This is a genomic window from Armatimonadia bacterium (assembly GCA_039679385.1).
In the GTDB taxonomy this organism is placed as follows: domain Bacteria; phylum Armatimonadota; class Zipacnadia; order Zipacnadales; family JABUFB01; genus JAJFTQ01.
Map to the genome: position 1 here is coordinate 64,251 of JBDKVB010000017.1, position 22,092 is coordinate 86,342.

Annotated in this window: 19 protein-coding genes; 9 read left to right on the plus strand and 10 right to left on the minus strand. The window is 64.7% G+C overall.

Annotated features, from left to right (window positions below):
- Window positions 1-22: 22 nt before the first annotated feature.
- Window positions 23-1,255 (minus strand): mannitol-1-phosphate 5-dehydrogenase, encoded by a 1,233-nt coding sequence (locus tag ABFE16_01765; GenBank protein MEN6343996.1) that lies wholly within the window; start codon window positions 1,253-1,255, stop codon window positions 23-25.
- A gap of 174 nt (window positions 1,256-1,429) precedes the next feature.
- Here ABFE16_01765 and ABFE16_01770 point away from each other — a divergent pair, with 174 nt between their 5' ends.
- Window positions 1,430-1,840 carry a sulfite exporter TauE/SafE family protein gene (locus ABFE16_01770; GenBank protein MEN6343997.1) on the plus strand — a complete coding sequence of 137 codons (411 nt, stop codon included), beginning with the start codon at window positions 1,430-1,432 and terminating at the stop codon, window positions 1,838-1,840.
- Between the two features lie 91 nt (window positions 1,841-1,931).
- Here ABFE16_01770 and ABFE16_01775 read toward each other — a convergent pair whose 3' ends face one another.
- From ABFE16_01775 to ABFE16_01785, 3 genes are all read right to left on the minus strand, one after another.
- Entirely contained in the window at window positions 1,932-3,077 is a 1,146-nt protein-coding gene (locus ABFE16_01775) for a PEP-CTERM sorting domain-containing protein (protein ID MEN6343998.1), read from the minus strand.
- A gap of 196 nt (window positions 3,078-3,273) precedes the next feature.
- Window positions 3,274-3,969 carry a LysE family transporter gene (locus ABFE16_01780; protein ID MEN6343999.1) on the minus strand — a complete coding sequence of 232 codons (696 nt, stop codon included), beginning with the start codon at window positions 3,967-3,969 and terminating at the stop codon, window positions 3,274-3,276.
- 80 nt (window positions 3,970-4,049) lie between these two features.
- Entirely contained in the window at window positions 4,050-4,538 is a 489-nt protein-coding gene (locus ABFE16_01785) for a DUF402 domain-containing protein (GenBank protein MEN6344000.1), read from the minus strand.
- A gap of 171 nt (window positions 4,539-4,709) precedes the next feature.
- Between ABFE16_01785 and ABFE16_01790 the strand changes: the two genes are divergently transcribed.
- A complete protein-coding gene (locus tag ABFE16_01790) occupies window positions 4,710-5,240 on the plus strand; it encodes a phosphatase PAP2 family protein (GenBank protein MEN6344001.1) in 531 nt (176 codons plus the stop codon).
- A 229-nt stretch (window positions 5,241-5,469) separates the two neighbouring features.
- Window positions 5,470-6,849 (plus strand): aspartate aminotransferase family protein, encoded by a 1,380-nt coding sequence (locus ABFE16_01795; GenBank protein ID MEN6344002.1) that lies wholly within the window; start codon window positions 5,470-5,472, stop codon window positions 6,847-6,849.
- Window positions 6,850-6,959: 110 nt separating this feature from the next.
- Here the strand turns inward: ABFE16_01795 and ABFE16_01800 are convergent, their stop codons facing one another.
- Together ABFE16_01800 and ABFE16_01805 are read right to left on the minus strand one after the other, a co-directional pair.
- Complete coding sequence (locus ABFE16_01800; protein MEN6344003.1) at window positions 6,960-7,412, minus strand: CBS domain-containing protein; 453 nt, start codon at window positions 7,410-7,412, stop codon at window positions 6,960-6,962.
- A 123-nt stretch (window positions 7,413-7,535) separates the two neighbouring features.
- Window positions 7,536-11,660, minus strand: a complete 4,125-nt coding sequence (locus tag ABFE16_01805) for a SpoIVB peptidase S55 domain-containing protein (protein MEN6344004.1) — start codon at window positions 11,658-11,660, stop codon at window positions 7,536-7,538.
- Between the two features lie 254 nt (window positions 11,661-11,914).
- Between ABFE16_01805 and ABFE16_01810 the strand changes: the two genes are divergently transcribed.
- Both ABFE16_01810 and ABFE16_01815 read left to right on the plus strand, forming a co-directional pair.
- Window positions 11,915-12,889, plus strand: a complete 975-nt coding sequence (locus tag ABFE16_01810) for a Gfo/Idh/MocA family oxidoreductase (GenBank protein MEN6344005.1) — start codon at window positions 11,915-11,917, stop codon at window positions 12,887-12,889.
- A gap of 61 nt (window positions 12,890-12,950) precedes the next feature.
- Window positions 12,951-13,853, plus strand: coding sequence for a DUF1848 domain-containing protein (locus tag ABFE16_01815; protein MEN6344006.1), 903 nt, complete (start codon window positions 12,951-12,953; stop codon window positions 13,851-13,853).
- A gap of 7 nt (window positions 13,854-13,860) precedes the next feature.
- On the opposite strand, the gene ABFE16_01820 is transcribed toward ABFE16_01815, so the two are convergent.
- From ABFE16_01820 to ABFE16_01835, 4 genes are all read right to left on the minus strand, one after another.
- Window positions 13,861-16,206, minus strand: a complete 2,346-nt coding sequence (locus tag ABFE16_01820; GenBank protein ID MEN6344007.1) for a hypothetical protein — start codon at window positions 16,204-16,206, stop codon at window positions 13,861-13,863.
- Window positions 16,207-16,323: 117 nt separating this feature from the next.
- Window positions 16,324-16,740, minus strand: coding sequence for a response regulator (locus tag ABFE16_01825; GenBank protein ID MEN6344008.1), 417 nt, complete (start codon window positions 16,738-16,740; stop codon window positions 16,324-16,326).
- Window positions 16,740-17,174 carry a response regulator gene (locus ABFE16_01830; protein MEN6344009.1) on the minus strand — a complete coding sequence of 145 codons (435 nt, stop codon included), beginning with the start codon at window positions 17,172-17,174 and terminating at the stop codon, window positions 16,740-16,742. Before ABFE16_01830 ends, ABFE16_01825 begins: the two co-directional genes overlap by 1 nt.
- A 167-nt stretch (window positions 17,175-17,341) precedes the next feature.
- The gene (locus ABFE16_01835; protein ID MEN6344010.1) at window positions 17,342-18,271 is read right to left on the minus strand and encodes a diguanylate cyclase; all 930 of its coding nucleotides are present in this window, start codon (window positions 18,269-18,271) and stop codon (window positions 17,342-17,344) included.
- A 200-nt stretch (window positions 18,272-18,471) separates the two neighbouring features.
- On the opposite strand from ABFE16_01835, the gene ABFE16_01840 reads away from it, so the two are divergent.
- The 4 genes from ABFE16_01840 to ABFE16_01855 are packed head-to-tail and all read left to right on the plus strand — an operon-like array spanning window position 18,472 to window position 22,068.
- Window positions 18,472-18,969, plus strand: coding sequence for an N-acetyltransferase family protein (locus ABFE16_01840; GenBank protein ID MEN6344011.1), 498 nt, complete (start codon window positions 18,472-18,474; stop codon window positions 18,967-18,969).
- A 53-nt stretch (window positions 18,970-19,022) separates the two neighbouring features.
- Complete coding sequence (locus ABFE16_01845) at window positions 19,023-20,297, plus strand: M20/M25/M40 family metallo-hydrolase (protein MEN6344012.1); 1,275 nt, start codon at window positions 19,023-19,025, stop codon at window positions 20,295-20,297.
- Between the two features lie 19 nt (window positions 20,298-20,316).
- Window positions 20,317-21,096: a DUF72 domain-containing protein gene (locus ABFE16_01850; GenBank protein ID MEN6344013.1), complete on the plus strand. Its 780-nt coding sequence runs from the start codon at window positions 20,317-20,319 to the stop codon at window positions 21,094-21,096.
- A gap of 39 nt (window positions 21,097-21,135) precedes the next feature.
- Window positions 21,136-22,068, plus strand: a complete 933-nt coding sequence (locus ABFE16_01855; protein ID MEN6344014.1) for a hypothetical protein — start codon at window positions 21,136-21,138, stop codon at window positions 22,066-22,068.
- The last annotated feature ends 24 nt before the right edge of the window (window positions 22,069-22,092 follow it).

A 22,092-nucleotide genomic window follows, 5' to 3' on the forward strand; every position in this document is an offset into this window, starting at 1 on the left:
ACAGCTCGACCTGATCCGTGCGCTAAGACTCGCTGAAGATCGACTTCCCCGCACTCAGACAGGCCGCAAGTTGCCGGTCAGCGGCCTCGATAGCCTCCCAGGCCACACGGTCCACAGGATCGCTGCGATCCAGCCCGCAGGTGTGCTCCAGCACGTAGGGCACGCCCTGGGAGAAGACCTCCTCACCAAAGGCCGTGTCGGGAGCGAAGGGCTCACCATGCTCGTCGAGGGCATGGAAGCGCATGCCGGCCGCTGCGCACAGAGCCGTGAAGCGTCCGGCCCCGCCGTACTGGATCTGCAGCAGAAGCGGCCCGATGACCCGGTCCTCGCGGCTCAGCTTGCGGGTCACGTCTCGGCCGACGCGGTAGATGGTATCGCCCAGAGCCTGGTTGCAGAAGCGGCCGAGCAGGTCCTCGATATGCTCGCCTAGGCCGGCCTCGCTGAACTCCTCCGGGTACTGTGCACTCAGCGCGCGGGCCGATTCCCACATGCCGGATCGCGTTGCTTCCCCGACCGTGCGGTGCTCGATTGCCTGCCAGGTGTAGACCAAATCGGGGGCTTCGAGATGCGCGAAGTAGGCACACAGCGCATGGCCGAAGTTGTGGATGAAGCTCTTGCGGTCGACGTAGGCGACCATGTTGTCCTTGGGGTCGAGACCGGGCACCGCGGGAATCGGGTTCTTGAAGCCGCGCCGATCGCAGATGAGGGTGTTGTAGGCCTCGGCATAGACCAGCAGCGGGTCGGTAGCCCGGACCTCCTGGGGCATGATCGGCACCATCTTGCCGATGCTGGTTTCGACCAGGCCGACCCAGTCCTCCAGCGGGAAGCCTTCCGGCAGCAGCTTGCGCAGGCCGTTTTCCATATGGCTCGCGGCGTCACGGAGATTCTCGCACAGGATGATGTCCAGAGGTGGCAAATTGGCGTCGCGCCGTCGCTGCAGCGCTGCAGCAATCGCGGGCTGTGTCGTCGGTAGTGCCTTCGGGCCGACCGAGGTGCCGCAGAGCGTGCAGGTGGTCAACTCCTCGGCCACGGCGTCCAGGTCCCGGCCGTTGACGGCCCTAAGGTTCTCGACCCAGAAGGTCTGCGGAGTACGGTCCTTGATCTCCACACGGTAGCGCTTCTGCTCGTTCAGCGCCCTGACGACCTCCTCCACCACATCGACAAAGACGACCTCGAACCCGGCTCGCGCGAAAAGCTGGCCGATGAAGGAGCGGCCGATGTTGCCTGCACCGAACTGCACGTACTTGGCTTGCATGGCTTCAACCTGGTTCCCTGGGAAGTGGTGCGCCCGACAAACGGGACGATTGTACCGCAAAGCGCAGCAGGAGGCGAATCCTGTGGCCGCCGGCGTCTTGACGCACCGTCGTGCCTGCGGCATAGTAGGCATCGTCTTCCGGTCTGACCTGGCAAGGATGAGGAGTGATGGAGTTTGCAGCTCTTGCTTGAGTGGCTAAGCTATCTCGGCGTCGGTTTGCTTGTGGGCACCTTCTCTGGGCTGTTCGGAGTCGGCGGCGGCGTCATAATGGTCCCGCTCATCGTGCTCATCTGGAAGCATGACCCGAAGATCGCCATCGGGACTTCCCTTGCGGCAATGGTGCCGACGTCCTTCGTGGGTGCCCTGCGTCACTATGGCCTCGGCAACGTCAATCTGCATCTGGCGGCCTGTCTGGCCGTCGGAGCCGCCCTGGGCACAGCCTTCATCGGCGCGCCGCTGGTGAAGTACCTGCCCAGCGAACTGCTCAAGAGGATGTTCGGCGTTGTGATGATCGTTTCCGGTCTGCAGTGGTCGGGTCTTGTCGAACTGGTCAAGAGCCTCTTTGTGCACAGCCCGAGTTCCTAGACCAACCCGGCCTGCGCCGCCCTTCCGGCAGAACCAAAGTAGCCCCCTGAGACCCAGGGGGCTACAACTGTCTGTCGAAGGTAGTGGCGCGTCAGGCCGACTTGCGTCGCCGCCGTAGGAACCCAAGCCCGGCCAGGCCCAGCCCCATCAGGGCGAAGGTGCCAGGCTCCGGAACATCGTAGCTCACCCGCAGGTTGGACTCCGCACCGTCGTTACGGCACCCTGAAGTCCAATGCACGCCGATCCAGTCGTCCGTGCCGGACAGGGCTGTGAAGTCCGGCAGGAGCGACAGCGGGATCCTCACACCGATCTGATAGACGTCGTAACCGTCCTCGACAAGCACGTCGCCACTCTTGGTCAGACGGTAGTACTCGACGTCAGCGTTGCCCAGGTACTGGTCTGCGGGCAGCGACGCGCCCTCGAAGTTCGTGTACAGCAGGTTCCCCTGCTCGGTCGTACCGCCATCCTCGGCCGCGTAGTTCAGCCCGGCCGAGACGTACCAGTCGCCCGCGATGTACGGATACCCCAACTGCCCTGGATCAGTGTCCAGCACAGTCTCGTAGACCTTGTCGCCCAGCATGCTCTGCTTGGGCTCGCCCACACCGTCGCTGATACTGGTGCCGATGTTGTCCATCGTGTCGGCCAGATTGATGTCGACACCGTAGGCGTAGTCCTTGCCCTTGAGGTGGATCGCGAGGTCGCCACTCGCGATGTAGAAGGAGTCATACATGTCGATCCGACTCTCGCCGTATCCGCTGGGCTGCGGGAAGGAGGTCACGATCGACACATACAGGTAGTCGGGGTCAAGGCCCAGATACATGGCCTCGACGTCGTAGGGCTCTTCACCCTCAGGGCGGTGGTACGTCGGGTTATTGGTTGAGTGGGTGCTGTCCAGGTTCTGGTACTGGAAGGCCTCCCACGCCCCGGTCTGGCTATCCCAGTCGTCATCAGCGCCGGGAAGCCCCGGTGCCGTCGACGGTGATCCATACCAGTTGTCGACGGCCCAGTTGCCGCCGATACTCGTCGTGGGTGCCCAGTCGTTGACGAAGGCGTCAGTGACGTTGTGAGTGGTGCCCTTGGTATCGGTCAGCGTCGTGGAGCCGACATCGAGGAGAACCCCGAAGGTCTTATACAGCATGCAGTCTGATACATCGGCGTCGCCCCAGTAGGTCGCCGCCGAGGAGACGGTGCATAGGAGAGAGAGTATAAGTGCTGCCCATAGCGGTACTGATCGCATCGGTAAAGCCTTTCGGCGAAAGCCAACACCCAACCCAGACAAGCGTCTGCCGGCCCTCTGACCCGCCCGCCATCGCCTGCCTGGCTTCAATTCTTGACCACCGACTATGTTCTTACCCTAAGGAGGCGGACATGTCAAGGCTTCGCCGTACATACCTCAGTCCTTCGGCCATATGCGACGAAGCCTGAGGGCCCGATCACTCCGGGGCGTCCTGGCCCTGCTTCGCCCAGAAGGTGAGACGCAACCCGGTGTAGATGAAGGCGATGCCCAGCAGGGCGATGACGATCCCGCAGGCGTAGATCAGCCCGTGGTAGATGTCATCGGTGAGCCAGTTGCGCCCCGTCACGATGACCGCGCCAACGATCAGGTACCAGGAGAAGTCGGAGGCTTCGTGACCCAGGTAGAAGGACAGATACTCCGGGACCGTCCGCGGCGCCATCGTCGCGAGTTGACCTGCGCCGACCGTCGCCCACCAGGCGGTGAAGTAGGGATTGGCGGCGCATACTGCAGCGCCCCAGAGGATCAGTTGCGGCCAGGAGTAGACTTGGGCTCCTGCCTGACTCAGGTCCAGCGTCAGGTGCGGCACACTGCGGACCATGTCGAAGCCCATCCAGGCGAGACCGGCTCCACCCAGAAGTCCAATCGCTCCGCGGACGCGAGGTCTTCCCAGCATCGCCTGCAGCCCCATCGCGAGCAAGGCGACGGTGACCAGCTCCAGGAGCGCGTGCCCGGTGATCAGCCCGACCACACCCCGGAGTCCCTGCAGCACTGTCTGCCCGATAACCGCCACCAGCAGCGGCCCCGGCATGATGGCGCCGGAGAAGCCGGTGATGAAAGCCAGCCCGAAGAGCTTGGGCAGGACTGAAGGCGAGCGGCCAGGAGCTTCTGACATGACCCACTTCCAAGACGAGAGGCATGCAGGACCACGTAGCGATTACCCTACCACAAAGCGGCCTGCGCACTCCAGAGCTCTCAGAGAGATCTGACGCCTCCGGGAGGTCGCCACAGCCCGCGGAGGATCTGCTCGTGATCGCGCTCGATCCGCAAACGTTCCTGCTCGAGACTCGCCAGTTGCTCATCAGTCAGTCGGCCCTCGGCGCGCGCCGCATCGACTTCCTCCTGGTCCAGCACGGTGAGGTTCCCGGCGGCATCGAACCACAGGTCCAGGAGAAGGTCGAGGTAAGTCACCGTCTCGTCCTGGATCACCGGCGGCTCGCTGAGGTGATAGCAGTACCCGTGCAGTGCGCGCTCCGGGCCGTACATCTCCCACAGCACGTGGGCCACGCCCTCTCGGTAGTGAGCGATCGTCAGCGACCCGGCCAGGATCACAAAGGGCCCCAGGTGGGTGTCCCGGGTCACATCATAGCGAAGGACCACGTAGCCCGGTTCGCGGTGCAGCAACTCGCACCAGTAGGACTCGTCCGGCACGTTCAGCTTGCGAGCGATCTCCAGTACCTGCACCCGGAAGGCCTCCGGCGGGAGAGTTGGGGCATTACGGCCACCTTTCTCTGCCCTGTCCACGGGTCCCTGCTCGAGACTCCCGTGTCGCGGAGGTGATGGCGACGGCGGGAGGGAAATCGGAAGCGTTGCGGTCGCAGCCCTGGACGCGACTGCAGAGAGGAGCCGAACAGCATGACCCGCCCTTACTCCCTTCTACTCGCACTCCTGGTGGCAGTCGGCACCCTTGTCCCTTGCCACGCCGAGAACGCCTTCGCACGTAACCTCACCGACTACGGCCTGCCGCTCCTCGGGCTCGGCGTGGTTGCGAAGGGCCTGACCAACGAGGGCAAGGACAAGGAGACGATCAGGATCGCCGCGGAGGCAATGCTTGCCAGCGAGGCAGTGGTCCAGGTACTCAAGCCCTTGGTGGGCGAGGACCGTCCCAACGGCAAGTCCGGCTACAGCTTTCCCAGTAGCCACGCTTCACTGGCCTTCGCCGGTGCGACCGTCCTGGCCGAGAACCACCCGAAGCAGAAGTGGTGCTGGTATGCGCTTGCCGCAGGCATTGCGTGGTCACGGGTGGACCTCCGAGCACATCACACCCACGACGTCGTCGCTGGCGCCCTGTTAGGGAACGTCATGGCTCACCAGGCGCTCCACTACAATGAGGATGACCACCCCGTGAGCTCGGCTGGGATTGCGCTCCTGAGCAGGTCGTGGTAGGTGCCACGGCCCTTCCGCGCCCCGGCCTGAGCCCTTGGCGACTTCGGTCCTGCCCCATCCCGGCAACACATCCCCCGCAAGGTTGAAACGCCCCGGCAGTTGGGGTAAGCTAAGGGGCTGCCGGTATCAGGTGGCGGTGTGCCTTCATGCAGGCCGCCGGTGATGGCCGGCACCCGGGCTTGTGCGTTGTTGGGCCGGGCGAGACCACCGAGAAGAGGGAGTCTTCATCATGGCCGATCGTGCGTTTCCGCTGGATCCCCAGACCGTTCCAGAGGTCAATACGAAGTACCGCCGCATCCAGACGCAAATCCCGGTCCCCGAGTCGCTGCCGACCCTGCAGCGTCTGCGCGAATACGAGCCCAGGTCGATGTCCGGTCAGCCGCCGATTGTATGGGACCACGCCAAGGGCGTGCAGGTTTTCGACAAGTGGGGCAACATGTGGCTCGACTTCAGCTCCGGCGTCCTGGTCACCAATGCCGGGCACAGCCACCCCAAGGTCATCGAGGCGCTGACCAACCAGGTCCAGCACGGCCTCCTCCACCACTACTGCTTCCCGGCAGAACCGCGGTCTCTGCTGGCTGAGAAGCTCGTGCAGCTCACTCCGCCGTCCATGGGCAAGGCCTTCCTGCTCACCACCGGCGCCGAGTCCACCGAGTGCGCCATCAAGCTCATGCGCACTCATGGCGTGTCCAAGGGCGGCCCGCGCAAGAGCGTCATCGTCACCTTCGACAACGCCTTCCACGGCCGGACCATGGGCGCCCAGATGGCCGGTGGCATGCCCGCCGGGAAATCCTGGATCATCAACCTCGACCCGGGCATGGTGCAGGTGCCGTACCCGGAGGGTTTCCGCTGCACCGACACCTCCTTCGACTACTTCCTCAAGTGCCTCGCCGACAAGGGCATCAGCGCCGATCAGATCGCCGGCGTCATGAGCGAGACCTACCAGGGCGTGAACGCCGCCTTTGCGCCGCCGGAGTACTTCCAGGCCATGCGCAAGTGGGCCGATGAGAACGACATCCTCATCACGATGGACGAAGTGCAGGCAGGCTTCGGTCGCTGTGGCACCTGGTTCGGCTTCGAGCACTACGGCATGGTTCCCGACCTGATCTGCTGCGCCAAGGGTCTCGGCGACGGGCTGCCCATCAGCGCCGTCATCGGCCGCACCGACGTCATGGACCAGTACGCACCGGGCTCCATGACCAGCACGCATACCGGCAACCCGCTGTGCTGCGTCGCCGCGCTGGCCAGCATCCAGGCCATCGAGGAGGAAGGGCTTGTCGAGAACTCGGCGCGCATGGGCGAGGTCCTGCTCAAGGCCATGCTGCCGCTCAAGGACAAGTACGCACCGCAGGTGGGGATCGTCCAGGGCAAGGGCCTCGTGGCAGCAATCCAGTTCACGATGCCGGGCACCACTGACCCCAATCCCGATCTGACCTTCGACGTGACCAAGGCCTGCATCGAGAAGGGGCTCATGCTCTTCGCGCCGGTAGGCGTCGGCGGGTGCGCCATCAAGATGAACCCGCCGCTGTGCATCACCGAGGATGCAGTCCTCGAGGGCGTAAGCGTACTGGACGAGGCCATCGGCGAGGCCCTGGCGGCACGCAAGTAGGCTCCGGGCAACGCCGAAAGGCAGTCACCAGAACCACACAGGCCCAGGCAGACTGTCTGCCTGGGCCTGTGTTTTGTGCGAGAGGAGCGCTGCCTCGGGCGGCTGCTCACTTAGTCCAGCGACCGGCCCTCGGCGATCGCTTTGATGATGTCGGCGCGCGAAATGAGCCCGACGATCGTCTTGCCCTCCACGATGGGGACGCGCTTGATGCCCCTGTCGTGCATGACCTTGGCGATCTCGGCCACGGCCTCTTCCGGCCCGAAGCTCACGACCTTCTTGGTCATGACGTCCTCGACCAGGAGGCCACGCCACTCCGCGTCCTCCTGCACCATCCTGTCGGGCTCAATCCACAGTCCGTAGAGCGCGGTCTTGACCTTCGGTGGCTGGATCTTCGTAATCATCAGCAGGTCACGCTCGGTGATGATCCCGATCAGCTCGTCGGCATCGTTCACCACGGGCATCCCGCTGATGTTGTGATGAGCCATGATCTGCACGGCATGCGCGGCCCGGTCGTCATGACGAATCGCAAGAACATGGGTTGTCATGATGTCTTTTGCCTTCATACCGAGACTCCTTGCTGGTGATGGCGGTCTGCTTCGCTTACCGGAAAAGGATCGCTACAGCAACCATCCTAACAAAGGGATCTTAGCGGCAGGTTAAGACAAGGACGTGCTGCCGCGCGCAACTCAGGGCGTGGCAGGCTTGGCAGGCGGTGTCGCGGGCTTGCCGCTCTTTGAGTTCGTTGTGGTGCCCTTGTCCGACTTCTCGGTTTTGTCGGTCTTCTCGGCCTCGCCTGTCTTCGCCGAGAGCTTCACAGTCTGATCGGTGACGTTCCCGGCTGCGTCGCGAGCCCGGATGAGGATCTCGGTGACGCTGGACTTCAGCGGCGGCGTCACCAGCAGGAACTTCTCGTACCGCCAGTCATAGATGCCGTCATCGAGGCGGACAGCTCGCCACAGGGTCTCGCCCTTGGGCGCCCAACTAAGGTTGGTAATCCGACTGGTGGCATCGAGGGCAAAGCCCGTGAGGGCCCAACCACCGTCGGTCTGCTGCGAGGGACCGGTGATGATCTGCACCTCGGGCGCCTTGTTGTCAAGGATGACGTTCGCTACGTCCACCGTGACCGAGCGCGAGCCGGTCGGGTTCGAGAGGCTGTCATCGGCAATCACCCGCAGGTCATAGATGCCGTCGGCAACGCTCTTGGTGTCCCACTCGTACTCCGTCTCGGTGATGTTCTCCTTGAGGACCTTGAAGTCGCGCTCACCCCGCAGGCGGTACAACACGCGGGCCTGGAGCTTGTCCTTGTCGGCGTCCTCCATCTTCCACTGGATCTTCGCCTTGCCGCTGATGGCGCTGCCCTCTGCCGGCTTCACGTCCTTGAGCGTCGGCTCCTGGTTGGCGGGCAGGTACGAGATCCGCAGCCAGTCCAGTAGCGGGACAGCCTGCCCGGCGGCCTTGGTCATCTCGACGCGGTACTGTAGGTACTGGCCGGCGGAGGCCGAGACCTTCTCGCGTCCGGGCTCAGCCAGCGCGACCGACCACGGGCTCCAACTTGGATCCCTGGGGTCGCCGCTGTTGCCGGCGCGAACCTGCAGCACAGTTCCCGTCCCCGGAGGCGTCACGCCCTGCCAGTCGACTCTCCCCCACTGCGACGGGCGCTTGCTGTCGAAGATTGCGGACAGGTACTCGCCCTTGCCGGGCGCCGAGGTGTCGGCGGACATGACCACACCGGGACTGGAGAGTGCAACATAGAGGGCAGTGCCGTTGCCCCACAACCGCGCTGCCTGGCAGCCGTCCTTCTTGAGGACCACCGAACGCGCTTTGGCGCTGATGAGCTCGAAGACCTGCGCGTTGTCATCCGACCCGGCAAACAGGCGGTCGCCAACCTGCGCCAGCGACAGGATGCCGGTGCTGCTGTTGTCGTACCAGGTCGTGAGGCTGCCGTCGGGCCTCAGCGCGACGACCTTGCCCTGGGGTGCGGTCGAGGCAAGGACCGTGCCGTCTTCGCCGCTCACGAGTCCGGTGATGTCGTTGTCGGCGGCTTCCCACAGGCAGGTCAGGTTGTGGGCTGCATCCAGCCGGTAGACTGCGCCCCGTTTCGCGGTACCGATGTACAGATCGTCCTTCACACGCAGGAGCCGCAGGGCATGGCCCTGGCGCAGCTCGACGACCTTCTCCAGCTTGCCGTCGAGCGTGAGGCGCCACACCTTCGCATCAGGACCGGTCCCAACATAGAAGCCACCACTGCCGTCCGGGATGATGTCCCAGACGTAGTCGGCGTCGACCTTGCACAGCTCTTTGCCCTTGCCCTCAGCCTCCACGCGGAAGATACGTCCCTGAGGCATGGTCCCGACCAGCAAGCCGCACGCACCGTCATCGCACAGGGCCGAGATGCCAAACTGACCGGGGTTATAGAACACCTTCGGTGTCCCGTTCTCGAGCCGGTAGACGATTCCGGGGTCGGAGGTGCCCGCGTAGACCTGGTCGGCAGACCCGGCCAGCGCGGTCAGGTAGAGCTCACTGAACTTTGTGGGCTTGGCCCACTCGGGAGCCAGTTGCAGAGCCCCGTCGCTGCGGATTGCCAGGCCCTTCGACTCACCGGCAGTGAAGTCGGACTCGGAGGTCTGCGACCAGAAGGAAGGCCCGCGAGCGACCGCTCCCTCCTTCTTGTCGGTGGTGGTCTCCTCCTCTTCGGGAGGCGCTTCCTCCTCTTCCGCAGCAGCCTCCTCTTCGCTGGTCTTGGTATCCTTCGTAGCGGTCTCAGAGGAAGGCTTCTCATCCTTCTTCTTGCCCGTCTCGCCGTCCGTGGGCCCGGCCTGAACCGGCCTTGATCCAAGGCTCGGCGTGAAGGCCGAGTGCGCCCAGGCGAGGCTCGCGGGAACGCCCCTGGGCAGCCGTGCGGCGATGTCCTCCTCGTCAGTCTCGTCCGGCGGCAAGGGGCGACTGCCGGGTGTGCTGCCCTTGACCTGGTGCCCGAAGCGGTCTTCCGAGGGCAGAGTCAGCGAGGCGCCGCCGAAGAGAACCCAGGGCACGTCGAGCGTCTTGGAGACCTCCACGCCGCCGCGGGTCAGGTCGGTCCGCTGAGCGTTCTCGAGGAGCGACTTGAGGGAGTTCGGGAGCCAGAACAGCTTCGTCCCGTCGACCGAGAGGTCGCGAGTAGCGATCCCGGCACAGGCGAAGAGCTGGTTACCGCGCTCCTGGCCCTCGTAGACCTTGATGAAGTCGTCGAGGCTGTAGAAGGTGGGAGGCATGACTCCGGCACGCGACCGGGTGCGCATCGCGTCTGTGCCACCGGACACCGCGAACCGCACCGCGGACTTCTCCAGTCCCAGCGGGATGGGAAGCGTGATGGTCTTCTCGACAAGCTCCCCGTCCTGCGGCCGAATCCTGACGTGCAAGGTGACTTCCTCGCCCGCCTTCGCCACCGTCTGATCGGCGTAGATCTCCTCAATCGCCGCGGCATCCTGGGCCTTGCTGAGCGTCGCCTCGTACTCACAGGAGGCGATGTCCTGCGACCGCCAGCGGTTCTGAGTCAGTATCCCGCAGCCTTCCAGCACTCCACCGATGGCGATGGACATCGGATCGCCCTCGTTGTAGTACAGGTCCTCGCGCGAGATCGCGTCGCCCTTCGTTCCCTTGATCTGCGTCTTGAGCCGCACCATTCCCTTGCCCGAGGCGTTGTACGCGGACTCCACGGCGGAGAGGGCGCAGGTCGCCAGCAGCGCAGGCGTCAGATCCTCGTTGCGGATCATCTCGACGTGATAGGTCTTCGTGCGCTGGCGGGTCTCGTCGGTGATCTTGAAGCTCGCCGGTACGCGGGCCGAGGTCGGTCCAAGAGCCCCGCCGACTGCCCAGGGACGGTCGGTCTTCAGCGCCCCGATCTCCTTCATCGGGCTCATGACCTTGTCGGTGCGGCTATACCGGGGAATGAAGTCATGCACCCAGGCGGTGGTCAGTGGAACATCCACCGTCCCCATCTCAAACAGCGGGTGCCCGAAGCCGAGGAGACTGTCGCCCTTGCGGTAGGTGACCGTTCCGCCGGTGCTGATGTCGAAATCGCCCCAGGCCAGCAGCGCCCCGAAGGCAGCGCCCGCAGTCAGCTCCACCGGCACGGGCTTCTGCGTGATCCCCGGGGCCGCCATGGGCTCCAGGTTGCGACCGGGAAGGCGGTCCTTGAGGAACCGCAGCGCCGCTTCGGGCAGGCCGGCGCAGTACAGCGGCTCGGCCACCGGATACATGAGCAGCGTGTGGTCGTCCGCGAAGAGCGCCTGTGATTGCTCCCGTGACACGACCCGCACAGCCCTGATCTTGTGCCCCACGACGGCCAGGGCGCCGTCACGAGTCGAGAACTGCGCACCCACCTTGGGCGCGGGCGCCACGGTCTGTGCCGGAGTGGGAGTGCCCAGCGCATCGAGCATCGAGTCGATGGCGGTGATCCCGCACATGGCCTCGCGTGGGAAGTCCCAGCCGTAGGCCGTGGCTCCGATCAGGCGACCGTTGATGTAGACCGGGCTACCGGACATGCCGCCGATGATCCCCGTCCTGCGCTCGACACAGGGGCCGTCGAGGATCTTGGCCAAGATCAGGTCCTCGCCCAGATTCCACTTCTCCAGCACCCCGACGATCTCAAGATGGAACTCGGTGATCGTCACGCCGGAGAAGACGGTCTTTCCGACGGCCTTCATCCCGGGCTGAATCTCCGAGGTCGGCATCATGGTCTGCGGGTCGAAGTACGGCGACAACGCACCGGCCGGGGCCATCGAGGACAGGGCGAAGGCCAGCATGCACAGTGCGCGAGTTCGTAGGCTCATGAGTGTGTCCTTTCAGCGAAGGAGGAAGAGGGCGACCGCCAGCTATCCTACAACAATCGGACTGCTTGCGTATTCCTCCTTGCCTGTTCTCTTTCCTGCGGGATCGCCCCTTTTGGGAAGGCAACTCCTCGGCCACGGGGAATAAGCTTGCCCAGCACACACAAGACCGGCGGACGGCTCGCCCGCTGATAGCGCACACCTCGATGAGGAGCCGCCGCACCGGTCAGGCCGCATCCAGGGAGGCAAGACCAACCATGACCGAAGTCAGGGCTGCCTTTATCGGCGCCGGTGGGAATGCCCAGGGACACATGCAGCGTTTCGCCGAAGTGGAAGGTGCACGCATCGTCGCCATCTGCGACCTCGATGAGGCGCGTGCCCAGGAGATGGCCGGCAAGTACAACGCTGCCGCCTACACCGAACACCATGCGATGCTCGATGCCGTGGACGTCGACGCGGTCTACGTCAGCATCCCGCCCTTCGCCCACACTGATGCGGAAGTCGTCGCCGCGAACAAGGGCTGTGCCGTCTTTGTCGAGAAGCCCGTGGCCCTGTCGATGGAGAAGGGCTACGAAGTGCTCGAGGCTATCGAGCGTAACAAAGTGATCTCCTGCGTTGGTTTCCAGCTCCGCCTGCTCGACCCGGTCTGCCGCGCCAAGAAGTGGCTCGCGGACAAGACCATCGGCATGGTCTCCAGCCATCGCTGGGGAGGCCTTCCGGGCGCCCCCTGGTGGCGAGTGATGAGCAAGTCCGGCGGTCAGCTCACCGAGCAGACGATCCACCAGGTGGACATCATCCGCCTGCTGGCCGGCGACGTCGAGGAGGTCTACGCTCACTATGCACTGCGAACCATGCAGGACGTCGAGGGTCTGGACATCCCCGACTGCCAGGCGGTGCTGATGAAGTTCCGCTCCGGCGCCCTCGGGACACTCACCACCAGCCCGATGCTGACCAAGGGCGGCGGCCGCAGTGACGTCGTCTTCCTGCTCCGGGACCAGATCATGACGCTGGGCTTCCAGGGCAACGCCTTGTCACCGGGAGAGGACGCCTGGCTCTGCGCAGCACCGGAGCCGACGCCGAACATCGACGAGGCCTTCATCGCCGCCATCCGCCAGAAGGACCCATCCCTGGTCGCCTGCACCTACCGCGAAGGCCTCAAGAGTCTCGACGTGGTTCTCGCCGCGACACGATCCGCACAGAGCGGCAAGCCCGAAAAGACTGAGATGGGCTAGGGAGCGCGCAACTGCCCTGAGCAGTTGCCGCCCCAAGCACCAAACTGCAGCAGGTATCTGCATGAGCAACATCATCTCCGCCAGCCGTCGCACCGACGTGCCCGCTTTCTACAGCGAGTGGTTCCTGCGACGGCTGGAGGAGGGTTTCTGCGACTACTGGCAGCCCTTCGCGCATCAGTGGTTCCAGGTCAGCCTGCGGCCGGAAGAGGTCGCAGGGATCGTCCTGTGGACCAAGAACCTGGGGCCGCTGCTGCCGTCTTTGCCCGCTCTGCGTCAGCGCTATGTGTTCTACGTGCAGTTCACCATCACCGGGCATCCGCCGCAACTGGAGCCGGGAATCGTCCCCACAGCAGAGGCCGTCGAGCAGTTGCGGCAGGTCTCGCGGCAGTTCGGCCCGGAGGCGGCTGTCTGGCGCTTCGACCCCATCGTCTACACCCAATATGGCGGGCCAACCGAGACGCTGGGGCGCTTCGACCGTATCTCCGAGCAGTTGGAGGGCTACACGCGGCGTTGCGTCATCAGCTTCATGTCGCCCTACCGGCGGCAGCAGAAGGCCTTCGCCCAGGCGGGACTGCAGCACACCGAGCCGACGTCTGCTGAGCGCAGAGAGATGGCGGCCGACCTGGGCGCTCGGGCTCGTGCGCACGGCATGGAGCTCTCAGCGTGCTGCAATGAGGACGTGCTCGGCGAGATGGTGACCAAGGCTCACTGCGTGGATGCCGACCTGCTGCGTGCCCTCGGGGCCGACCTGCCGCACAAGGTCTCCCCAGCGCCCTCACGCAAGGGTTGCGGCTGCATGAAGTCCATCGACATCGGCGCCTATGACCTATGTCCGGGTGGCTGCGCCTACTGCTACGCCAACCAGGACCACGACCTCGCCCGGCGCAACTGGTCGCGTCATAGTCCCCACCATCATGCCCTGGCCGAAGCGACCATCCCCCGGAAGGACCGGGACCTCGAGTAACTCCTCCTCAAGCGCCGCCGGTCAGGATCCTCAGCGCTGCTTCCAGTCTCTCGACCGCCCGCGCTTCGGTCGCCGCAGCTTCGCGAATCTGCGAAGCGAACTCGCGTCGTGTGTTCCGGTCAGCGAGGGCCTTCAGCGCAGTCGGGTCCTGCCAGTGGCCCCATCTCCAGACCTTCCCCGAGTAGTCGCCGACCTGGTCATACAGGTCCGCGGCCTCCGTGAGCTGCGCCGCAACCTCCGGCGCCGTCTTGGCCATGGAGCGCAGGAACTGTGCGCCCTGATGACGCTCGTAGAGCATGACCACCTGGTCGCAGTGGACCATCGCCCGCGTCTCCATCACCTTCTGGTCGTCCGCGGGATAGTCGGCGTCGACTTCCAGCCCCTTCGCCCAGGCTTCATAGGCGGCGAGACCGCTCACGTGATCGGGCAGGTTCGGCCGCTCTGCGGTACGCGCCAGGTCGACGGCCCACTGCAGCGCGGAGATCAGCAACTCTCGCTGCGAGGGCCCCGGCCAGCGGAACTTGTCGCCAACCACGACTAGCCCGACCGGCTCCGTGCCTGCAGGCCCCAGACCGGCGTCCGGCGCCTGCTCGAAGCGCCCGAACTTCTCGAACCAATCGGCCTCCTGGTAGTAGCCCGGCAGCTTGTCCTCCTGGAAGTAGCTCCAGCCGATCAGGACGTCGCCGCCCTGGTCGTAGCCGGTGACGATGCCCGCCTCCGGCGGACCGATGATGCCGAAGGCAATCGCCGGACGGCCCTTCGCGATGCTCTCCCGGAGCGCTGCGAGCATTCTGCCCTTGTCACGCGGGACGATCTGGAACTCGTAGCCGATGCCCAGCGATGCTCGTTGGTAGGGCTCCGGCGCAAGGTAAGAGAGATCCACATTCCCGCCGTCGTCTCGATTCCACAGGCGACGGAAGGCCGCACCGGTGATCCCCATCAGGTAGTCGTAGTCGACCGGGTCGCCCAGGTACTTCATGACCGAGAAGAGCGAACCGGGGAAGGGACACAGGTGAACGTTGTAGCCGATCCGCGGCACACCCTCCAGCACCGCGCGACCGAAGTTGCCCGCAGTCTGTGGCTTCGCGACTTCACCGCCCGTCAGTTCGAGGGCCTTCTCCAAGTGGGCTGCCGCCTCGGCGTCACGTCGTCGCGCCAGGCGAATCAGCGGCGCCAGACGTCCACGCAGATACCGCTGGCCGAACTTGCGAACGCCCTCGTCGGTGGGGATCATCCCACCGGTGAACTCCCAGATCGCCCACACGAGGTCGTGCTCATCATCGAAGCACTTGGCGGCCTCGCGCAGTTCATCAGCCGCCGCCGGTTCCTGCTCGGCCATGTGGCGCAGGAAGTCGGCACCGTAGGCCCGGGCCTCAGCCAGCGTGCCTCCGGTCGCATGGTGGTAGTCGTGGCGCTTGCGAAGGGTCTCCTGGTCTTCCGGCGGGAAGGGCTCGGTCTTGAGCAGCGTGTCGGCCCACATCGTGAAGGCCGCCTGTCCGGTCCAGCGCCCACGAACCACCGGGGTGCGCAGGATATCCAGGGCACGCCGCAGTGCCTTGAGGTTGATCTCGTGGTCGGAGGGCCGCGCGATCTTGTCGCCAATCAGGATCAGCCCACGGGTGTCGGCGAACCAGTCACGCTTCCGGAAGTAGGGATCGGGAACACCGCCACCAGCCTCCTCGAACTCCAGCCCGACGGCAAACTCGCCCTCGTCCTGGAAGAAGCTGCGACCCACAAGGACCTTGCCACCCTCATCATAGCCCGTGATGAGACAGGCCTCCGGTGGGCCGACGACACCCAGTCCCAGCACCGGCACGCCCGCACGGATACTGGCCAGGATGCGGTCACGGAAGGCCGCTTCGTCGTAGTCGACCTCCTGCGCCAGACCAAGGGACTGAGCGAAGTCCTTGCGCAGTAGTACCTCGCACCCATAGCCGGCGGGGGTCAGCCCGTCGCGGAAGGTCGTGAGTGGGTCGCCGGGCATGCCCAGCAGATCCAGGGATCCCCAGTCCCAGTTCTCACTGTCCCAGCCCATCCGGAAGGACGCGCCGCAGGTGCCCTTGAGGTAGACGTACACAACATGCCAAGGGTCGTTGGCCTGTTCGGGACGCAGTCCCAGGTTCTCGCCCTTGTACTCCAGGAAGGCACGCAGGCTGGCAGGGAAGGGATCCTCCTCCGGGCCACGGGAATCGCCACGGTAGAACCCGATCCAGGGCAGTCCCGGCAGCACACACCTCACTACCGGATCGGCAGTCTCCGGTCGCTTGAGCACCGTCTTTGCCTCCTTCGCCGGCTGTGCCCCTCCAGCGACAACAGCCGTGGCAACGATCGCAATCGTCAGCACCCTCCACACAGCACACCTCCGGGGTGGGCAGGCAGCCCAGAGCTCTATCGATTCTGCTCACCGACAAGAAAAGCGCCCCGGCCCAGAGTGCGGACCGAGGCGCTGTCGGTTGCTGTCAGTGCGGCTTTACACCAGGGGCTCGGGCGGTGCTTCCAGGCCCGAGATGATGCGGCGGATCACCAGACCAAAATCGCTGTAGTCGGTGATCGGCTTCGTGTAGTACCACGTGCAGCCCAGATCGATCCCCGTCTTGATGTGGGAGGGCTCGTTCAGGGCCGTCAGCATCAGCACGGGCACTTCACACAGGCGTTCGTCCTCCTGCATCTTGCGCAGAGTCGCCCAGCCATCCAGGCGCGGCATCATTACGTCCAGAATGACAAGGTCGGGCACCAGGGCCTTGAGGACCTCCAGGGCCTGGATCCCGTCGAAGGCTTCCGCTACCTCGTAGCCTTCGCCTTCCAGAAAGATCCGCGTGGCAAGGACCATGTCACGCTGGTCATCGACTACCAGCACCGTCTTGGGTTGGGCCTCTGCGCGGGTCATCAGTTCCCACCCTCAGTCTTGTCGCCTACGGCGGCCAAGGCTTTCTCCTCTTCGTGGGGGTCGATGGCGAGCAGTCGGTTCACAACAAGCCCCAGGTCGTCGAACTGCAAGGGCTTGCGCTTGATCTCGTACCAGTCACAGCCCATGTGCCAGCCCAGGGCCTCGTCACGGTCCATGGCCATGGCCGTGAGGATCACGACCCGGATGTCTCGCGTTTCCGGGCTGCTGTTGAGCAACTCCAGCACTTCCCAGCCCGACATCGGCGACATCAGAACATCAAGGATCACCAAGTCGGGCTTGCGGTGTGCGATGCAACGCAAGGCATCGACGCCGTTGGTAGCTTCCTCCACTTCATAGCCGACGCTCTCGAGGTAGCTGCGCACGGCAAAACGAAGCGCAGGTTCGTCATCTACAACCAGGATGAAACCCTTCATCTGCGGGCGAACCTCTGACTGCCGCGTTGCTCTGTGGAGGAGGAAGGAGGTACACGCAGGACGGGAAGGCAGGCCGCCTTCATGGATAGGTATAATCGCGTAAGGGAGCGGACGCTGCTTTGCCTGCCGAACCTCTCCTCTTCCTCGCGAGTGGACGCGGTCTCGGTTCACTCTCCTCCTTTCTGCTTTTCGCGCATCTGCAGCGACCTGGCAACGTCATGCACCAGCCTGCGGTCCCGGGCGTAGGTGCTGCCGCTCGCCGCTTTCGCGTATTGCCTCAGTTGTGCGGTTATTATTGCCAGTTGCCCGAGGTGGCTAACGTCTTCCGCCTCATTCGTTGCACAGGTGACGGTCAAGGTCATCAAGGGGAAGCAAAATACCTCGCCGGTTGCACGGCTCAGACCGGGCACGTACCCCCGGCGCAAATCCTCGTCATCGTAGAACCCGTCGCGAGCTTCATCGAACCCGGCCATGGCCGCCTGTGCAATCGCATCGGCCCGCCCGGGCTCCGTGACGATACAGAAATCGTCACCGCCTACATGATAGACATTTCCGCCGTCCTTTACTACCTCCTCCAACAGATTTGCCAGAACCTTGAGTACATGATCTCCGCGGTCAAACCCATAGTGGTCATTGAAGGCCTTGAAGTGCCGCAAGTCAAAGGAGACCAGGGCCAGCGGCTCCTGGCGCACCAGCCGCCGCTCACACTCACGCTGCAGAACCGCACTTCCAGGCAGACCCGTCAGGGGCTGCGAGTCCAGATCGCCCGCTCGCAGACGGCACAGCGCACCGACCAGCGCCGGCAGCTCCTCCAGGGCATCGTCGGCGACCAGACCCGTCGCACCGGCTCGCAGGGCCTGCTCTCGCGAGTACCCCCTCCGGCCGAGGGCGACGAGAACCAGTGCCGGCTTCACCCGTCGACAGGAGTCCAGTTGGGCGACGCGCGCCGACACCTCGTCGAGGCCTTCCGGTGCTTGCTCCACGACGACGAGAGCCTCACCGGGATCCTCGGCGACTTCGAGTCCCTCGCGCACCAGGGCAGCACGCACCTGGTCTGCAAGGGCGCCGTCGGCAAGGTGTACCGACACCTGGACCATGCCACGCGCTTCCTCTCTTCGGGTCGAGGGTAGTTCCGCCTGGGGGTCTCAGAGTCCTGCCACGACCTGCCCAGGCGTCGCTGCGGGCAGGTAACCGGCAGGATCTGGGCGAATTCAGTGAAGGCCTTTTGGAGAGCCGCAGAGAGGCCTGTGTGTCGCCTTCCGGCCTCTGCTTCGTGGCCATCATCGGAGTTGCCGGCATGGATATCAGGATTCGTGAGGCCCGCGAAGAGGATCTGCCGGCCATCCTGCGGATCTATAACGCCTCGATCCCGGAGCGCATCGCGACCGCCGACACGGAGCCGGTTACCGTGGAGAGCCGCCGGGAGTGGTTCCGCGAGCACACCACCCGGAGGCATCCGCTCTGGGTTGCAGAGATTGGTGGCCAGGTCCTTGGTTGGGCGAGCCTGAGCCACTTCATCCATGACCGCCCTGCCTATGCAGCAACGGCCGAGATCAGCCTCTACGTGGCCCCCGAGTGCCGCCACCAGGGGATCGGCCGTCGGCTCACGCAAGCCATGATCGAGTACTGCCCCGAGGTCGGCATCAAGACCCTGGTCGCGCTGATCTTCGGCCACAACACGCCCAGCCTCAGCCTGTGCAAGCAACTGGGCTTTGAGCGCTGGGGCTTCCTGCCGGGCATCGCCGATCTGGACGGCGTCTCGCGAGACCTGGTGATCCTGGGCAAGAAGCTCTGAAGCTGACGGCCGCATCTGGGATTGCTATGACTTAGCCCTTTCGAGGTGACGACGTGGAACGCGACCTACTGCAGGCCATCGCCCAGGACCGCGAGCAGATTGTCGAGCTCTGCCGCAGTCTGTGTCGCATCAGCACCGTCAATCTCTACTCCGGCGATCGCGACCCCTCGGGCGAGCGAGAAGGTCAGGAGTTCCTCGCTGGAGTCCTGGAGGGCCTCGGCGGGAGCCTTCGCCTTTTCGATTGCCCTGCCGACATCTACGCCCGCATGGGTGTACTCGGTCCGCAGGAGCGCGACTTCACCTCCCGGCCGAATCTGGTCAGCGAGTTCCACTTCGGCCCCGGTCCGCGCATCGTCCTCAACGGGCACATGGATACCGTCGCCGTCGACGGCATGACCATCGACCCCTTCGCCTCGGAGGTGCGGGACGGCTGCATCTGGGGTCGAGGCACCAGTGACTGCAAGGGCGGAATCACCGTTGCGGTCAGTGCCCTGGGAGCGCTGCTTCAGTCCGGTGCGAAGCTCCAGGGCTCCGTGATCTTCGAGAGCGTGGTGGAGGAGGAGTGCAACGGGAGTGGCGCCGGAACTCTCGCCTGCCTTGATGCCGGGTACACGGGCGATCTGGCGATCTTCGTCGACGGTAAGCGCGATGCGATGATCCTAGGCTGCAGCGGCTGCCTGACGGCGGATGTGCAGGTCACGGGCAAAGAGGGCCATGCCGCCTACGGTACCGGCGTCTCGGCCATCGAGAAGGGCCTGGTCGTCAAGAGCGCCATCGACGGCTTCAAGCATGACCGCGAGACCGCCCGACCTGAGGCGCGCGTGAATTTGGGCATCTTCCATGCGGGTGTGCATCCGGCGGTCGTCCCCGGGAAGGCCTACCTGTCGCTGAACACGGTGTACGAGGTCGATGAGGCCGCCGAGGCCCAGGCCACCACCGGAACCTGGGGAGCCGGTCCCTTGCGCGAGGACTTGACCCGACGTATCCGGGCTGCCGAGGCACAGGACGAGTGGCTGCGGGAGCACCCGTCGGAGATCGTGTGGGTGAAGGACCTGATCCCCTACGCCGAGCCCGCGGAGCTGGAGCCTGCGCAACGTCTTGCGGACGCCTTCGAGCAGGTCACCGGGCATGCACCCACCTGCGAGCACATGCTGGGCTGGAGCGATGCGGCCTACTACTCGGCCCTCGGCAACATGCCGACGATCCTCTTTGGCCCGGCGGAAGAGGGCACAGCGCACACGCCGGAGGAGTACGTGCGGATCGATAGCCTCGTGACGGCGACGCAGGTTCTCGCGCTGTTCCTCGGTCGCGAGCTGAAGGCCTGGTGAGGCCCTGGAGGAGTGCGCCGTGATCTACGTAGGCACCTCGGGATACTCCTACGATGATTGGGTCGGTCCCTTCTACCCGGAGGGCACGACGAAGAACGGCTTCCTGGACTACTACGCGCAGACTTTCGGCTGCGTGGAGGTCAACTACACCTACTACCGCATGCCTGACGCACGGACCCTCGCGGCGATGGCGGCGAAGACCCCGGAGGGCTTCCGCTTCGTCGTGAAGGCCCCGGGCGAGCTGACCCACGAGCGGACTACGCCGGAGGCCTCCTTCGCTCAGTTCCAGGCAGCCCTCACGCCCCTAGTGGAGTCGGGTAAGCTGGGGGCGGTGCTGGCGCAGTTCCCGGGCTCCTTCCGACCGAGTGACGAGAACCGCGACTACCTGGCCGGCTTCCGCCAGGAGCTCGGGGCTCTGCCCGTGGTCGTGGAGTTCCGCCATGCCTCCTGGGTCGGGCCACGCACCTTTGACTTGCTACGTCGTCTCGACCTGGGCTTCTGCTGCGTCGATGAGCCGCGACTGCGCTCGCTGATGCCGCCCTTCGCCGAGGTCACCTCCGACGTGGGCTACGTGCGCTTCCACGGACGGAATGCCGCGAAGTGGTTCGAGCACGAGCAGGCCTGGGAGCGCTACAACTACCTGTACACGCGCGAGGAGCTGACCGAGTGGATCACCAAGACCCGCCGGATCGACGCCCGCGCCAAAGAGACCTATGTCTTCTTCAACAACCACTACAACGCGCAGGCCGCGCAGAACGCGAGCCTGTTCACGGAGATGCTCGCCGAGGAGGACCGCTGACCTCGGCCGCGCCTCCGCGCACCAATCGGGAGACTGAGCATGTACCGACTCGACAAGCAGCTTTTTGACGACATCACCAGCCTTCGGGTTGAGGGTGGAGGAGAGGTGCTGTGGTATGCACAGCATCGCAAACGTCGCAAACAGCTAACCAACGACGGCCGCCTCGTGATTCTCGCCGCCGATCATCCCGCACGTATGGTGACCGGGGTCGGCAGTGACCCGGTAGCCATGGGCGACCGCGCCGACTACCTGGGCCGCATCGTAAGAGTGCTCCAGGAGGGCCAGGTGGACGGCCTGATGGGCACGCCGGACATCCTGGAAGAGGTGATTGCAGCCCAGCTCCTGGTGAGCCTTCAGAGTCAGCACCTCGCCGATGTCTTCCTGGCCGACAAGGTCCTCGTTGGCTGCATGAATCGGGGAGGACTTGCCGGGACCGCCTTCGAGATGGACGATACCTTCACTGCCTACACCGCCGAGCGGATGAGGATCATGAACCTCGACGGGGCGAAGATGATGTTCCGCCTCGACCCACTGGACTATGGCAGCGGCCGCACGATTGAGGCGTGCAGCCAGGCAATCAACGACTGCCTCGATCGCGATCTCACGGTTTTCCTTGAGCCCATGATGGTGCGCTACGAGGAGGGCAAGTACACGGTGGATACCTCGGCGGAGGCGATGATCCGAATCTGCGGTGTCGCCTCGGGATTGGGGAAAAGCTCGTGGAAAACCTGGCTGAAACTGCCGTATTCTGTGGAATACCCGCGGATTGTCGGGGCCACCACCTGCCCGATCCTCATGCTCGGAGGCCCGGCGACGGGCAATCCCCAGGCACTCGTCGACCAGTTCGCTGCGGGCATGAAGGCCGGCGGTAACGTTCGTGGCGCACTCGTGGGCCGCAATGTGCTGTACCCCGGCGAGGCAGACCCCGCCGAGGTTGCGAGGGCGGTCTCAGAGGTGGTACACACTTCGTGATCGACCAAGGGGATGGGGACGCGC

What these genes read in the sequence shown, in the direction of transcription:
- ABFE16_01765 (MEN6343996.1), bottom strand. Translation starts at nt 1,255, where the DNA reads ATGCAAGCCAAGTACGTGCAGTTCGGTGCAGGCAACATCGGCCGCTCC.
- ABFE16_01775 (MEN6343998.1), bottom strand. Translation starts at nt 3,077, where the DNA reads ATGCGATCAGTACCGCTATGGGCAGCACTTATACTCTCTCTCCTATGC.
- ABFE16_01780 (MEN6343999.1), bottom strand. Translation starts at nt 3,969, where the DNA reads ATGTCAGAAGCTCCTGGCCGCTCGCCTTCAGTCCTGCCCAAGCTCTTC.
- ABFE16_01790 (MEN6344001.1), top strand. Translation starts at nt 4,710, where the DNA reads ATGACCCGCCCTTACTCCCTTCTACTCGCACTCCTGGTGGCAGTCGGC.
- ABFE16_01795 (MEN6344002.1), top strand. Translation starts at nt 5,470, where the DNA reads ATGGCCGATCGTGCGTTTCCGCTGGATCCCCAGACCGTTCCAGAGGTC.
- ABFE16_01800 (MEN6344003.1), bottom strand. Translation starts at nt 7,412, where the DNA reads ATGAAGGCAAAAGACATCATGACAACCCATGTTCTTGCGATTCGTCAT.
- ABFE16_01805 (MEN6344004.1), bottom strand. Translation starts at nt 11,660, where the DNA reads ATGAGCCTACGAACTCGCGCACTGTGCATGCTGGCCTTCGCCCTGTCC.
- ABFE16_01810 (MEN6344005.1), top strand. Translation starts at nt 11,915, where the DNA reads ATGACCGAAGTCAGGGCTGCCTTTATCGGCGCCGGTGGGAATGCCCAG.
- ABFE16_01815 (MEN6344006.1), top strand. Translation starts at nt 12,951, where the DNA reads ATGAGCAACATCATCTCCGCCAGCCGTCGCACCGACGTGCCCGCTTTC.
- ABFE16_01825 (MEN6344008.1), bottom strand. Translation starts at nt 16,740, where the DNA reads ATGACCCGCGCAGAGGCCCAACCCAAGACGGTGCTGGTAGTCGATGAC.
- ABFE16_01830 (MEN6344009.1), bottom strand. Translation starts at nt 17,174, where the DNA reads ATGAAGGGTTTCATCCTGGTTGTAGATGACGAACCTGCGCTTCGTTTT.
- ABFE16_01835 (MEN6344010.1), bottom strand. Translation starts at nt 18,271, where the DNA reads ATGGTCCAGGTGTCGGTACACCTTGCCGACGGCGCCCTTGCAGACCAG.
- ABFE16_01840 (MEN6344011.1), top strand. Translation starts at nt 18,472, where the DNA reads ATGGATATCAGGATTCGTGAGGCCCGCGAAGAGGATCTGCCGGCCATC.
- ABFE16_01855 (MEN6344014.1), top strand. Translation starts at nt 21,136, where the DNA reads ATGTACCGACTCGACAAGCAGCTTTTTGACGACATCACCAGCCTTCGG.